The following is a 13858-nucleotide window of genomic DNA, read 5'->3' as shown; positions in this document are numbered from 1 at the left end:
AACTTTTCATCCTCTCTCGATTTTACTAACCCGTAAATAAGTATCCGATCACTAAGCCATAATATATTTAAGTTCTGGATGCCTAAATAAACTTTGAATCAGTGATGGCGCTTTTTTCATCCTCCGAAGAATCTTTAAAGCCATCTTTCTTAATTGGTCTGGACTTGCAACCTTCATCTTGCCCAGACGTTGATGCTTCAAATAGCTCCACACAGACTCATCGGGATTAAGTTCGGGAGAATAAGGCGGCAGGAAGAATAGTTGCAACCGGCCTTCCTGGGCGGCGACATACACCTTTACCTTCCTGGCTTGATGGGCAGGGTGTCCATCGACGATTAGAAAGACCGGGCGTTCCGATTTATACGTCAAGTCCTTCAAAAATCCGATGAAGCTCTCCGTGTTTAGCTTTCCTTCTATCACCTTGAAATGAAACTCGCCTCTGCCCGACACCCCGGAAATCAGGTTAAGCCCAAAGCGCGCCCCTGTCGTCTTCACTTCCGGCGTCAAACCTTTGATCGACCACGTCGTTCCGCTGTGGTAATCCGAGCGAATGCTCGCCTCGTCCGCGAAGAGGATCTCTGCACTCGCTGCTTTCGCCAACTGACGAATACATGGGTATTCCTCTTGTTTCCAGCGAGCAACCCTGTCTGGATCTTGTTGGTAAGCGCGAAAAAGCGGCTTCTGCGGCGTTAGCCCCATCGCCCTCAGGAGTCGCCCCACCGATACATCAGACAGGCTGACCCGGAACTTTCGCTTGATCAGGTCCCGTACCAATCCGCGAGTCCACAGCGCATACTCAAACTTAAACTGCTGAGGCTGATATCCCACTACCCAGGTATAGACCTGACGTAATTGTCGGCCATTTAATTTGCGGGGACGCCCATATAGGCGTTTCGCTTTAAGCGCTTCATAGCCGCTCTCCAGATAAGCCGCCAGCCACTCATAAATACCCGGCCTGCTGAAGCCTAGCGCCTGTATAACCGCTTCGGAGCTTTCTCCCGCTTGGACTTGTTGCACCGCGCGAATGCGAATAACTTCTAATGTTTTATGGTCAAGCTTTCTTCCATCATTTGAGGGCATAGCGTCCACTCTCTTTATTCAAAGTCGGGTCCATGACATGCTTGAATAGTGAAGTCTATAAATACGCTTGGATATTTGAAAATTAATCAAACTCTTTGGCCGAAATTATATTTGATTTGTTGCAATCTGCATTAATCGCGAGGTGATTTTTGTATGTGTGATTTAAGAGAGTGTCATGTAATAGGGCGGGCTTTAATACAATCCTACAACTGTAGGATTGTATTGATTTGTTAATGGGATTAATGTTTTATCGCCTAAACCAGACTTGGCTGAGAGTCGGTTTTGTGCAACTAGAGAAATTAAGGTATTTAAGAAGGAAGAACGTTATGCCAAAATTTGTTGTAGAGAGACATGCCCCCGTTGGTATAGGCCCTCAGGCACTGAATAATAATGCTTATTATGTCGGGTTTACACCCAATGATCTAAATCCATTAGATATAATTGCTCGTCAAATTATAGCGACGAAGTTCTCTGGTATGCACGATCCGAGCAATATTGTTCTGCAGGCTATGAGAGACGTCGAAACAGTAGCTTGCGCAGTTGTAGGGACTGGCACTCTTTTGGTGGCGTATAACTATGGACATGGTAATTCCACTGATAATGCAAACCATATTGATTTTGCAGCTCGAAGCGCTCTACAGTCTCTACATGCTGAAGGTTTTACTAATGTAACTCAATACCATGTTCTTCATGTATCGAAAAATCGCAAGAAGAGCTTTCATGCTGAAATGAATATAATCGAACACTGTGGCAATAATAATTTGCCAATCCAGGGAGCTGTTATTGGAGTATCAAAGCCCTGTTGCGGAAAGTGTGCGGAAGTTCTAAATACTTTCAGGGTTGACTATTCACTCTATAGCGCGCCCCCTATTGGTCAATGGGAGAGACCAAACACAGTGATGGTCCCGACAAGCCCGCGCTCACCTTTTTGATTGCATCATTCATCGGAAAAATTCACCTATTTCCCGTGCTTGAGTGTTCATAAACGGTTGGGTTGTGGGGCGGAATGATGCGAAGGATGATAAGCTACTGACTGCGTTTGACCTCTTTGTCGCCAAGGAGTTGGACGAGGGGAGTTCAACTATTGGCTGGTGTAACATGATTCTGAAGCACTTCGGGGAACAGGATGCAATGGCTGCGTTTTATCGGCTATTGCGCCAGTTTCAATCCGCTTCTCTCACTCATGAGTCTTCTTAACTAGAGCCTGAGGGGGCCAGGATCAGTTAGCTTACTGAGCCCCTTGCTCCAACCGCTCCCGGTTCTTCTCCATGGCTTCTTCAATCTGCTTCTGCGCCTGATCGATCTGTTGTTCGGCTTTCTCTTTCTGGCGTTCCGCTTCTTCGCTGTGTTCGACGGACAGGAAGGCGACGTAAAGGAGCGCCAGTAGGATGCTGATAATGCCGAGTGCTTTCATAAAGTGGTTGCGCTTATAGGTTTACAGGAGTGTTTTGGGCGGCCGGAGCGCTCTTTTCTTATGCAATTATAGACCTTGTCCCGCCCATCTCGCTTATTAGCTGATCTTCAACCCTCCATATTCCCCACATTGATATTTTCTTGACGTAATTTTGATAATCCATTGTTGCGACCCTGATTAGTATGTAAGGAAAAAAATCGGATCGTAGTCCTATCGTGAACGAACCCCTGTCACACAGCGCTCGATGATGGTTGTCGACGGACACTGTCTTCGTGAGCGTCAGCAAGTTAGCCGCCGGCATTGCAGGCACGGCGCGAGGCGTCTCGTTTGTCGCCGCTTATGCAATCGTCTCCCCGCTGAGAGAGTTGCTCGCGCTTATGCCGATATAAAAAGAATTTGTATGTTGGAAATGGAAGCAGGATTTTTAAATAAACCGGTATGACATCTATCGCGAACAGGATCAGAAAAACCTACATATTAATGAGCTTTTACACCATCAGTGTGATGGTCGCTATCGTGTTGCTGTTAAACGAGGAGCTGGAGAAAGCGACGCTGGACCGAAACTTTTCTGAAGAGAAGGCGTTCGTCGCCAGTCACTACGGTTTAGAAAGCCCTTACGCATGGGAAGCGGGGGATATCGATATTGTGTTTGTGCCCGCCAACTACCGCGACAGCGTTGCGCTGCCCAGTATCTTTGACGGCCTGGACTTTCCGTTCCAAGGGGAAGTGGAAAAGAACGATCATACCTATCTGGTGAATATTGGCGACGAGTCCGCTGGCAAATTCTATATCGCCAAGGATATTTCCAGACTGGAAGCGAGGGAGATGATATTCGACGGCGTTTTATTGCTGGTCAGCTTGCTGACCCTGGGCGGCAGTCTGATTCTGTCGCAAGTCAGCAGTCGTCGAATCATCCGTCCGCTGCGGGACTTGGCCAGAAGCATCAAAGGCACGGCGGTGAAAGAAAATATGCCGCGTCTGCAGACCCAATATTCTGACTGCGAACTACAGGCAATCGCCGATGTCTTCAATCAATTCCTGAATGAGTTGGAAACCTTTATCAAGCGGGAGCAGGCGTTCGCGAACCTGGCCAGCCATGAACTGCGCACCCCGATAGCCGTCATCACCGGCGCGCTTGATGTGCTTGAAAGGCGGGCGCAATTGCAGGAGAAAGACGCCGCCACTTTGATGCGCATTCGTCAGGCCAATAAAGAAATGGAGCGCAATGTTAAGGTGCTGTTGATGATGGCGCAAAAGTCTGAGGAAGAAGAGGGCCGGCAGACGGTCTCCATTCCCGGGCTGGTGGAAGAGGTGCTGGAAGACTTGTATGAAGACTATCCCGTCTATACGCGCGTGGACCTGGAAATCACCCAGAAAGTCGCGCTTTCCACCAATAGCGTCATGGCCAAGATGATCATCCGCAATATTGTGCAGAACGCCTTGCAGCACACTGACGACAACATCGTCATCCACATCACCCCTGAAAAAATAGCGGTGACGGACGCGGGCTCAGGCCTGGCGCCGGAACTGCTCGACGCCCTGTCCAATGGTCGCGAACTCACCCACTATCGCTCTGGCTTGAACGGCTTCGGGCTGTATATCGTCTCCATCATGTGCAGTCGCCTTGGCTGGCGGCTGACTGCGGAGAATCACTCAGACGCGGGGTCGACCATTAGTGTGATTTATGCGTAAGCAGAGGTTTGAAATCGACGTTGAATCTGAAGATGTCGACGACGCGTGCCCCTCGCATTCAAACCGACGGCGTTGAGCTTCGCGGCTGCAGCCGCAAGCGGATCTCCTGTCCGTACAACAACAGCAGTCCAAAGCAAAAATAGGCCACATGCACTGACCATAGGCCAAGCCAGTCAGGCAGTGACTGCTTCGCGACGGCCTTCTTGCAATAGATCAATAATCCCAGATAGCTGACGTACACCAGCAATGCCGTAAGGAGGCGGTGGAAGCGTCCCTGTCTGGGGTTCACTCGGCTCAAGGACACCGCCAGCAGGGCGACGATAGGCGCGAGCATAGGCAGCGACAGACGCCATTGCAGCAGCGCCGACGCTTTGGGCGAATCGCTCCGCCATAGCGTGGCGGTGGGAATGGTCTCGTCGAAGGCTTCGCGCTCCAGGTCCGGCTCATCAAGCCGGATGCCGTAGGTATCGAACGTGACCGAGCGATAATCCGCCTGTCCCGGCGTTCCCACATAGCGAGCCCCGTTATCGATCACCAGAAAGCGGTTACCTGTGGCGGCGTCATAAAACAAATGCCCGGACTCGCCAGTCAGCACTGCGGTTTGTCCTTTCTCCTTGTCGGTTTCCGCCATAAAAACGTTGCGCATCTCGCGGTCATCGTTGCTGAGCGACTCCACATAAGACACCCGGCCATCCTCCCCCTCGGAGAAACGTTGAAAACGTCCAGGAGTAACCAATTCAAAGCGGGAGCGCTTGGCTTGCTCCAATAAAATCCGTTCCGTCTGTTGCCGGCCGAGCGGGTTCAGATAAAGACTCATCGACCCCACCACCAGGGCGATTGCAAACCCCGACCCCATGGTCACGGCGACAAGCCTGGACTTGCTCACCCCACTGGCGAATATAGCGGTCATCTCCGCATCCAGATACATGCGCCCGTAGCTAAGCAATATCGACAGGAAAAGCGCCAACGGCAATATCAACTGCAGGAAACCGGGAAGACGATAAGCCATGATCGGCGCCAGCACATCCGCAGAAATCTGCCCCGTCGCCGCCTCAGTCAGGTACTGAGCGAAACGCGTACTGGTGAACACAAACAGCAACAGAAACGTCAATCCAAAAAGCGACGTCAGAATCTGACGATTAAGATAACGAAACAACACCCACATCCGACCGCCTCCAACCCTCTCGTATAGCCAAACCGCCTTGTTTGATAAGCCTTTTAAGGAATTGTAGAAAAGCAGGGACCAAGCAAAAATCAAGGAGATATCAATGAAATATCAAGGAGGTGGAGTACAGAAGAGGAGCAAAAGGCTGATGGGGTGCGGCTGGGCAGATGCTAAGATGCTCAGCTTAAACACCTCCATATCTGCCTTAACGCATCCATGCCAGCCAACTTTCAGAAACTTGTGAAGGATGAAACGTGAAAATCGAAATAGATGACGAAATAGCCCAAAAGCTGCAACTCACAGAGAAAGAAGCGCTGGAACTACTGGCAATCGCCTTGTACAAAGACCGTGGCATTCACGGCGCTTTCGCTGGAAAAATCGCGGGGATTTCCGAGTTCGAATTTCACGGCCTACTGGCCAAAAAGGGTTTTAGCGTGAACTACGATGTCAGTGACTTTCTTGAGGATATTGAACGTAATGATTTGTGAGGGATGTTATCTGAACTTAAATAGTTGGTACCACGCTCAGAGAAGGCTCGATGGATTTATAGTATTGGTAGCACTAAGTATCTTAAAAGATTACTTTAGCTATCAAAATGTTCCGTAAAAGGTAGGTCATCGCTTAGTGCTTGACCAGGAGAGGCGAGCCAGTTCCATAATTGTTCTTGTCGAATACTTTTTTTGCAATAACGTAATAAGGCCTCACCAAAGTCGTGGCTCTCTACGACGCATAGCCTTCCGCAACTAGTGATATTCATAGGAACACTTGGGTCCACTCCAGGATGACAAAGTGTGACGCAAAAGTTATCTTTGTAGCCATGAATCTCTGATGCAGATAGGACTTCGGTTGCATCATTATATCCAACTAGCTTGTCACCTTCTTTAGACTTTAATTCCATGACTATTGGTGGGGAGTTTTCAAATGTTATAAGATAATCTGGTGCGCCAACTCTATTGCCATTATCTAACTTCTCAAAACAAATTCCAAGGTGGGTTAAAATGCTCTCATAAACTTCTTCAAATGAAGTTCCTCGATATAAGTAAAAATTTTCTATTAATTGAACTTCACTGCATCCTTTGGCCCTTCTTTGATGGCGCTCAGAAGCTTTTGCCCTTTGGTCAGACTTCCATGATCGGCATCTGTCTCTTAGCCAGTTTGACTTAGCTTTTGGAGATGGCTTAATACGGGAAAAAGCAGCACATCGTGCTTTATCTGCCTCTTCGGTACCTAAAACCAAAGATTCAGGGCTAATCATATTAGTCTTCCGAAGTTTTAAGATTTCTTCTCTGGTAAGCTTAAATCGTTCTCCCCTGCGATTCAGGCCCTCCATCCAAAGTACGTCATCTGGCAGTCCGCTTGATATACGGAAATTTAACCGAGTTATAACACGCGGTATTTTTCGGAGAGAGTATAATAATTCACTGTTTTCTCTTAATTTTTGTGGTCTTAATGGGGCCGGGGTTCTGGAGTCTGTAATAGAGGAAATAATAGATGCTATTCCTTGTAGACTCCAACCTAAGTTTCTATACATATCTAAAATTGAGCCAGCCCTCAAATCGCTATGGGTCTTCTCTTGCTCACTTAGCAACTCTCCGTTAATCCAGCCTAACGCTAACCATGCGGCACTTGTCGGAGCAGGGTTTGCATACCAAGTAGGCTCAAGCAAGTCACTAGCGTAGCTGCCTGGGTTAGTAGCAATATCCTTGAGTTGCCAAGGTAGAAAGCGAGAAGGTTGCACACCTCCTTGTGAATTAAACTCTGGCGTAGAAAATGCTGCAGAGAATACTATGAATGAAAATCTATCGATGTTTTCCTTGCTTAATGGAGTTTCAAGAAGATTTGATAATAATGGTGCTTTGTCAATAAAGTAATTGGTTAAAATAACTGCTGAAATTGGGCGAAATCCAGAATACGAAACTGCCTTCCCAAAAGACGTGGCCAGTAATGTTTCATCTGACTGTTGGATAAGCATTTTATTATCTATCAGGAAGTCGATGGCCTCTGCTATTAATTTGGGCCAATTGGAAAAATTGAGCGTGTTGTTGTCTTCTTCACGTAAACCGCTAAATGAGGAACAAATTAAGGTGTTTACACTATCTCTATCGTGACAGAGGCCCGCAGAAACAAGCTGAAGGCTTAGTTTATCAAAAGATGCTTCATTGATACGACAGGTAATTGGTGGCATATCGTTTAAATTTAAATATGCCTTATATGCTTGAAAATTCGTGTTTTTAACAGGAAAGAAAACAACTCTTCCTTCCTCATGATGAGCGCCCATTCGACCAACACGCCCTGCCATATTATGGAACTCAGAGGCGTCTATTGGGATGTGCATTCTTTTGCTACTATCCCAACGTGTCCAGCTGTGAAATATGGCGGAACCCAACGGGAAGTTAACACCTGCTGCCAATGTTGATGTGGCAAATACAATGTCAATTTCATTTTTGACAAGGCAGTCTTCTACTATCTTTCTTTCGTCGTCTGTTAAATCTGCGCAATGAATTGCAATTTTATAAGGAAGTAATTTAGAGAGAAGCGACATTGTGCTTGTGCTAGGGAACGAGTCAAAATCTATCGATAAATTATTTGGCTTTCCGGTGGATTTCTTTCTGTATTCGGACTCGGCCAATTTATATATGTCATCTTTTTTCATGCAGAAAACTATTGCAGGAAAGGAAGATGGGCTTTGAGTAGATAAGTGTTCCAATACTTCGAGCGTGCGATAGCCCTTAGCGGAGGGTAAACTTGCTTTTTCTAATGTTGAAGGTGAAGATGTCAAGACGCGTTCTATAAAATCTTCTCCCCAATACTCATATCTAAGATTTTTCTCTCTATTAGGTGATCGTACAAGCTTAACATTTAGCCAGTTAGATAAGTCTACTCCGTCGTTTTTTTCTAAAACCGCTGACAGGCCTACAAATTGTCTCCATCCAGCGTTTTTCATAAGAGTTAATAAAACTTCTACATTTTGACCTCGGTTTTTATCACCCAGCAATTGAATCTCATCACATATAACAACCGTGTTGTCCATTGATGATGGAACACCTGTGGAAGAGATCATGGCAAGATACTTCTCATATGTCGCAACTAGTAAGGGGGTTGAAAGTGGATCGGCGGGTATATCTCCTCTGCAATCAATCACTGAGTCTCCGGTTGCCAAAACTATTGATAATGGGTCTCCTCCAAGAAACGTACTGAGCAACATATCCTGAAAGTCTTGGAACTTCTGTTTCGCTAAAGCTCTATGTGTGACTAGGTATACAGCGTTTAACCCATTTTCTAATGCATTCGCAATTGCCCAAACAGCTATTTGAGTTTTACCAGTAGAAGTCGGTGATAAGATCAGTAGACTTTCTCCTTTGCCTAAACCGGCCTCCAAAGCAGCATATTGAGCATCCGTTAGTATGAGACTATCGTTTTCATTGAACATCAAGTTAGCAATAATCTTTTCTGAGAGGGCATGACTTGATGGGAGTTTATATTTCATACATAAGTCCCTTTCTTGGTGGAAGGAAGGCCTTGCTTAATAAGCTTATTTGACTTCTATCACTACTCTGGATTGAGTAAATGATAGCTCAAAAAATTAGCTCTCAAGTGAGTCACGTAAAAATAGATGTAAATAGTTGTAACTTACGGGGTGGTGTGGCCCTCACTTTTGTCAACCGTGGCTTAGAGACCATTTAGGAAAACTTATTACTATATTAACGATTTGTTCCTAAATCCTTTTATATATCAACAACCCATCCAACTATCCCCCAGTAACCTCCCGAATCACCCCAGCCACATGGCTCACCGCCTGATCCGCCTGTCTTCTCACATGCCACGCCAGGTGCAGTGGGAAGCCTTCTACTGGTATGGGGGGTGGGAAGACGGTGAATTTTGTGGTGTCTTGGGGGACGCAGTGGATGGGGAGGAGGGCGATGTAGTCGGATTGGGCGACGAGGTCGGGGGCCATTTGGAAGTAGGGGACGACCAGGGCGACGCGGCGGCCTAGTCCGTGGGCTTGCAGGGTCTGGTCGACGGGGCTGTCGGCGTCGCCGCGGCCGGAGACCAGGACATGGGGGTAGGCGAGCCATTGTTGCAGGTTGAAGTCCTGGGCGGCGGGATGGTCTTTGCGCATCAGCACGCAGTAGTCTTCATACAACAATTCAACGCAGCGAAATGAGGCGCCGACATTGGGGAACACTGACACCGCCAGATCGGCTTCTCCTTTGGCGAGCTGTTCCAGAGCGGACTTGGCGCCATGCCAGGGCTGCACGATTAAATCCAGGTTGGGGGCGCTGGTCATCAGGCGTTGATGTAACGGCCCCAGCAGCGCGGAAACGGGGAAGTCCGCCATCAGGATGCGTATGGTCTGACGCAATTCCGCCAGGGGCGTATCAGCCTGATTGATCACACGCTCCGCCTGGGCCAGCAGCGCCTTGATCGGCTCACGCAAGGATTCGGCTTTGGCGCTGAGGCGCATTTCACCACGACCGCGAATCAGCAGAGGATCGCCAAACAGGTGGCGACAGCGTTCCAGGGCGCTGGAGGTGGCCGGTTGCGACAAGTGCAGGCGCTTCGCCGCGCGCGTGACATGACGTTCGTCCATTAACGCATCCAGAATCACCAACAGATTTAAATCGACGCCGCGTAAATTCATAAAACGAATAATCAAATATATAAACTATCAATTAGATTAATATAAGCGAGTGGCGCAATCTAGCACCTATCGACACACAGCGCAGCAACGCGCTGAAAACACACTGAATAGGACTGCCAACGATGAAAACCACACTGCTGATGTTCCACTCCCGCTATCGCCCTTCACGCATTAATGCTGCACTGATGGCGGCGGCGCAAACCCTCGACGACCTGGATGTGGTGGATATGAATCGGCTGTATCCGGATGAGTGCATTGATGTCGCCACAGAGATCGACCGACTGCTGCAAAGCGAGCGCCTGATTCTGCAATTTCCTATTCAGTGGTACTCCACGCCGCCATTGTTGCAGCGCTGGCAGGACCTCGTGCTGACCCACATGTATTACCTGGACTACGAAAACACCGGAAAACGCTTCGAAGGCGCGCCGATCATGATCGCCACCACCGCCGGCAATACCGAGGCGGCTTATCAACCTCGCGGGCAGAATCGTTTCACCATGGAAACCCTGCTGACGCCGCTGCAGGCCACCGCCAATCGCTGCCGTCTGCCCTGGGGCGATCCGTTTGTGGTGTATCAGGCGGATTACCTGACCGACGCGGATCTGGATGTCGCCTGTCAGCGTTATCTCACCCATATCCAAAACTGGCGGAGCGAATTCGTACGCGGTCAGTAAGCGTTTCGCATCCCACAAAAAAAGCCCGGCGAACGCCGGGCAATACATGGATGGACCTTCTTGTACTTCTACTACCTGTACTGCTTGTTTACCCGCATGACGAGGAGAAGCCATGCGGGTAACCGGACGCATGAATGCGTCTGTGCGGCGGCATGCCGCGGGAGACCGGGCCCGAACATGAAACAGGCCCGGCCGATGGCGGACAAATAATCGGAAAGGTATTTGTCCGCCAGGTCTGGTTATGGGTTGGAGTGAGGCTGTTAAACCGGTTTGGTGGCGTTCCTCAACCAGGCGGTTTGCGCCGCTTCCAGATAAGGGCTGAGCGCTTCATACACGCGCCAGTGATAGGCGTTGAGCCAATCGGTTTCCTCCGTGCTGAGCATGGACATATCCAGAGCGTTGACCGCGATGGGCGCCAGGGTGATGGTTTCGAAGCCATAGAATACGCCGAATTCGTTTTCCTCCAGCTCCACCACTTTCATGATGTTTTCGATGCGCACGCCATACTCGCCTTCGCGATACACGCCGGGTTCATTGGTGATGACCATGCCGGGTTTGAGGGCGACTTCTTTGGGATTCTGCGAGAAATTCTGCGGACCTTCATGCACGTTCAGACACAGACCGACGCCATGTCCGGTGCCGCACTTGTAGTCGATGCGATGACGCCACAACATGCCCCGCGCCATGATATCCAGATTGGCGCCGGTGGCCCCTTTCAGAAACACGGTCTGCGTCAGCCGTATCACCGCCTTGAGCACCAGCGTGTAGTCCTTGCGTTGTTGCGCGGTGGGCGTTCCAAAATGAAAGGTGCGGGTGATGTCGGTAGTGCCGCCGGGATACTGGCCGCCGGAATCCACCAGGAAGAAGTTGCTCTCATCCACGGTGGCGTTGCTGTCGGCGCCGGCGGAATAGTGCATCTTCGCTGCGTGAGGACCAAACCCGGCGATGGTGCGGAAACTGTCGCTGATATAGCTGGACGTGGCGCGACGATACTCCCGCAATTGCTTCTCCGCCGATAACTCGGTGACCTTGCCGCCGGGAACCTGCGTCTGCAGCCAGTACATGAAATTCACCATGGCCACGCCGTCCAGACGCAGCGCCTGCTCGAAGTTCTCCATTTCCGTGGAGTTCTTCTGCGCCTTCATGTCGGTGACCGGGCAGGGCGTTTCCAGCAGCGTGATCTGAGGCTTGATCTGGTTGACCAACAGACTGTTGGCGCTGGCGGGATTGATGGACAGCTTGCAGCCTTCCGGCAATTGATTTACCGCCTCGACGACAAGCTCATAACTGTGCGCCGTCACGCCATATTCCGCCAGGGTGCATTCCACCGCTTCGGGCAATTTGTCGCGATCGATGAAGACTTGACTTTGCTGCGCGGTGACCAGCAGATAGGACTCGGAAATCGGGCAATAGGGCGTATCGCCGCCGCGAATATTCAGCGCCCACATGACATCGTCCAGCGTGGAGACCAGCAGACCGTCCACCTGTTGTTCCGTCATCCAGTCGCGAATGCGCTGCATTTTTTCCTGGGCGTCCACGCCGGCGTAACGTAACTCATGGTTGAACACTGGGGCTTTGGGACGGGCGGGGCGGTCATACCAGAGCGGCGTGATCAGGTCCTGATCCAGAACCAACTGAATCGACTTGGGCGCGAAAGCTTCCAACAGCTCCTGATAAAATGCGCGGCTGATCGAGCGACCATCCACGCCCACGCGGGCGTTTTCCGGCAGGGTGGCGGCCAGCCACTGGGGAATGGTCGGCGTCTCCGGCAGCCTGGCTTTGAACAGTTTGAGGCCAGATCCCGCCAGTTGCTCCTCCGCCTGAATGAAGTAACGACCGTCCGTCCACAGGCCGCCGCCATCGCCGGTGACGACCACATTGCCCGCCGAACCGTTGAAACCGGAAATCCAGGTCCGCGTCAGCCAGTGATCGGCGGAATATTCGCTGGAATGCGGGTCGTTGTTGGTGACGATATAGGCGGCGAACGCCTGCTTGTCCATCGCTTTGCGAAGATGTTCGAGTCGTTGTGTGACTGGGGGCGTATTCATGGCTAAAAACTTCCTAATGACAGACGGTTAATTCGACGGAAAAACTGACAACGACAGACCTGGCGCATGCCTGGCCCTGTCTCCCACGATAAGCGCATCCCGGCGCCGATGTGTTGGCGAGTGATCTCATTGGCCCGCCAATAACAAAGTGTTGGAACAGAAAATATGATGCTCGTCGGAGCCGCTCTGAGTGGGCGGCTGGCTCCCGCAGAGGTCGGTGGCCTCCGGGCATCTGGTGCGAAAGACGCAGCCGCTGGGTGGGTTGAGCGGCGAGGGCAGATCGCCGGGCAAAAGCTGCACCTCCCGTTGCCGCGCCAGTCTGGGATTGGCGATCGGGACCGCGGACAACAGCGCCTTGGTGTAGGGATGCTGCGCCTGATCGAAAACCCGGTCATACAGGCCGACTTCCATGGGCTTGCCCAGATACATGACCATGACTCTATCGCTGATATGGCGCACCACGCTCAGGTCGTGGGCGATCATTACTAGCGTCAGTCCCATTTCCTGTTTGAGGTCGTCCAGCAGATTGATCACCTGCGCCTGAATGGAGACGTCCAACGCGCTGACCGGTTCGTCGCACACCACCAGATCCGGGTTGAGAACCAGGGCGCGGGCGATGCCGACGCGCTGACACTGGCCGCCGGAAAACTCGTGGGGATAGCGATTGCGATGGCTGGCGGACAGGCCCACTTTGTCCATCATGGCGATCACCTGGCGCTCGATTTCCCGGCGTTTGAGTCCCGGCTCATGGGTTAATAAAGGCTCAGCGATGCACTCCGAGACGGTCAGGCGCGGGTTGAGGCTGGCGGTGGGGTCCTGAAACACCATCTGGAATTCACGACGACGGCGCACCAGGGCGTGTTTGTCGAAGCCGCGCAGGTCTTCGCCTTTCCAGCGCAACTCGCCCCGGGTGGGCTCGATCAGCCGCAACAGGGCGCGCGCCAGGGTGGACTTGCCACAGCCGGATTCACCGACAATGCCCAGGGTTTCGCCGCGATAGACATCCACGTCAATGCCGTTGACCGCCTTCAGGCGCGGGCGTCGGCTGGGCAGAATGTGCTTGCCGATGGGAAAGTGCACTTCCAGGTTTCGGGCGGAGAGTAAGACTTCTTTTGCGTTCATCCAGCAGATCCTGTGTCGATG

12 protein-coding genes are annotated in these 13858 nt (G+C 50.8%); 5 read left to right on the top strand and 7 right to left on the bottom strand.

Going from position 1 to position 13858, the window contains the following annotated elements; genetic code table 11:
- Nucleotides 1-51: 51 nt before the first annotated feature.
- Entirely contained in the window at nt 52-1080 is a 1029-nt protein-coding gene (locus EUZ85_RS18270; protein WP_127970641.1) for an IS630 family transposase, read from the bottom strand.
- A gap of 326 nt (nt 1081-1406) precedes the next feature.
- On the opposite strand from EUZ85_RS18270, the gene EUZ85_RS18265 reads away from it, so the two are divergent.
- Nucleotides 1407-2012 (top strand): hypothetical protein, encoded by a 606-nt coding sequence (locus EUZ85_RS18265; RefSeq protein ID WP_164887288.1) that lies wholly within the window; start codon nt 1407-1409, stop codon nt 2010-2012.
- A 64-nt stretch (nt 2013-2076) separates the two neighbouring features.
- A complete protein-coding gene (locus EUZ85_RS18260) occupies nt 2077-2277 on the top strand; it encodes a hypothetical protein (protein ID WP_127970639.1) in 201 nt (66 codons plus the stop codon).
- 31 nt (nt 2278-2308) lie between these two features.
- Here EUZ85_RS18260 and EUZ85_RS18255 read toward each other — a convergent pair whose 3' ends face one another.
- Nucleotides 2309-2494 carry a hypothetical protein gene (locus EUZ85_RS18255; protein WP_127970638.1) on the bottom strand — a complete coding sequence of 62 codons (186 nt, stop codon included), beginning with the start codon at nt 2492-2494 and terminating at the stop codon, nt 2309-2311.
- Nucleotides 2495-2974: 480 nt separating this feature from the next.
- On the opposite strand from EUZ85_RS18255, the gene EUZ85_RS18250 reads away from it, so the two are divergent.
- The gene (locus tag EUZ85_RS18250; protein ID WP_164887287.1) at nt 2975-4186 is read left to right on the top strand and encodes a HAMP domain-containing sensor histidine kinase; all 1212 of its coding nucleotides are present in this window, start codon (nt 2975-2977) and stop codon (nt 4184-4186) included.
- A 58-nt stretch (nt 4187-4244) separates the two neighbouring features.
- Here the strand turns inward: EUZ85_RS18250 and lptF are convergent, their stop codons facing one another.
- Entirely contained in the window at nt 4245-5351 is a 1107-nt protein-coding gene (lptF, locus tag EUZ85_RS18245; RefSeq protein ID WP_127970636.1) for an LPS export ABC transporter permease LptF, read from the bottom strand.
- A 254-nt stretch (nt 5352-5605) separates the two neighbouring features.
- Here lptF and EUZ85_RS18240 point away from each other — a divergent pair, with 254 nt between their 5' ends.
- Complete coding sequence (locus tag EUZ85_RS18240) at nt 5606-5839, top strand: UPF0175 family protein (RefSeq protein WP_127970635.1); 234 nt, start codon at nt 5606-5608, stop codon at nt 5837-5839.
- 95 nt (nt 5840-5934) lie between these two features.
- Here EUZ85_RS18240 and EUZ85_RS18235 read toward each other — a convergent pair whose 3' ends face one another.
- Nucleotides 5935-8838: a DEAD/DEAH box helicase gene (locus EUZ85_RS18235; RefSeq protein WP_127970634.1), complete on the bottom strand. Its 2904-nt coding sequence runs from the start codon at nt 8836-8838 to the stop codon at nt 5935-5937.
- A gap of 261 nt (nt 8839-9099) precedes the next feature.
- A complete protein-coding gene (locus tag EUZ85_RS18230; RefSeq protein ID WP_127970633.1) occupies nt 9100-9993 on the bottom strand; it encodes a LysR family transcriptional regulator in 894 nt (297 codons plus the stop codon).
- A 122-nt stretch (nt 9994-10115) separates the two neighbouring features.
- Here EUZ85_RS18230 and EUZ85_RS18225 point away from each other — a divergent pair, with 122 nt between their 5' ends.
- Nucleotides 10116-10667, top strand: coding sequence for an NAD(P)H-dependent oxidoreductase (locus tag EUZ85_RS18225; protein WP_127970632.1), 552 nt, complete (start codon nt 10116-10118; stop codon nt 10665-10667).
- Between the two features lie 260 nt (nt 10668-10927).
- Here EUZ85_RS18225 and EUZ85_RS18220 read toward each other — a convergent pair whose 3' ends face one another.
- Complete coding sequence (locus tag EUZ85_RS18220) at nt 10928-12715, bottom strand: aminopeptidase P family protein (protein ID WP_127970631.1); 1788 nt, start codon at nt 12713-12715, stop codon at nt 10928-10930.
- A gap of 126 nt (nt 12716-12841) precedes the next feature.
- A complete protein-coding gene (locus tag EUZ85_RS18215) occupies nt 12842-13837 on the bottom strand; it encodes an ABC transporter ATP-binding protein (RefSeq protein ID WP_127970630.1) in 996 nt (331 codons plus the stop codon).
- Nucleotides 13838-13858: the final 21 nt, after the last annotated feature.

This window comes from Hahella sp. KA22, from assembly GCF_004135205.1.
Lineage (GTDB): Bacteria > Pseudomonadota > Gammaproteobacteria > Pseudomonadales > Oleiphilaceae > Hahella.
The sequence above is the reverse complement of the archived record's forward strand: the minus strand, read 5'-3'. Positions and strand labels throughout refer to the sequence as shown.

What these genes read in the sequence shown, in the direction of transcription:
- EUZ85_RS18225 (WP_127970632.1), top strand. Translation starts at nt 10,116, where the DNA reads ATGAAAACCACACTGCTGATGTTCCACTCCCGCTATCGCCCTTCACGC.
- EUZ85_RS18230 (WP_127970633.1), bottom strand. Translation starts at nt 9,993, where the DNA reads ATGAATTTACGCGGCGTCGATTTAAATCTGTTGGTGATTCTGGATGCG.
- EUZ85_RS18215 (WP_127970630.1), bottom strand. Translation starts at nt 13,837, where the DNA reads ATGAACGCAAAAGAAGTCTTACTCTCCGCCCGAAACCTGGAAGTGCAC.
- EUZ85_RS18265 (WP_164887288.1), top strand. Translation starts at nt 1,407, where the DNA reads ATGCCAAAATTTGTTGTAGAGAGACATGCCCCCGTTGGTATAGGCCCT.
- EUZ85_RS18255 (WP_127970638.1), bottom strand. Translation starts at nt 2,494, where the DNA reads ATGAAAGCACTCGGCATTATCAGCATCCTACTGGCGCTCCTTTACGTC.
- EUZ85_RS18235 (WP_127970634.1), bottom strand. Translation starts at nt 8,838, where the DNA reads ATGAAATATAAACTCCCATCAAGTCATGCCCTCTCAGAAAAGATTATT.
- lptF (WP_127970636.1), bottom strand. Translation starts at nt 5,351, where the DNA reads ATGTGGGTGTTGTTTCGTTATCTTAATCGTCAGATTCTGACGTCGCTT.
- EUZ85_RS18270 (WP_127970641.1), bottom strand. Translation starts at nt 1,080, where the DNA reads ATGCCCTCAAATGATGGAAGAAAGCTTGACCATAAAACATTAGAAGTT.
- EUZ85_RS18250 (WP_164887287.1), top strand. Translation starts at nt 2,975, where the DNA reads ATGAGCTTTTACACCATCAGTGTGATGGTCGCTATCGTGTTGCTGTTA.
- EUZ85_RS18220 (WP_127970631.1), bottom strand. Translation starts at nt 12,715, where the DNA reads ATGAATACGCCCCCAGTCACACAACGACTCGAACATCTTCGCAAAGCG.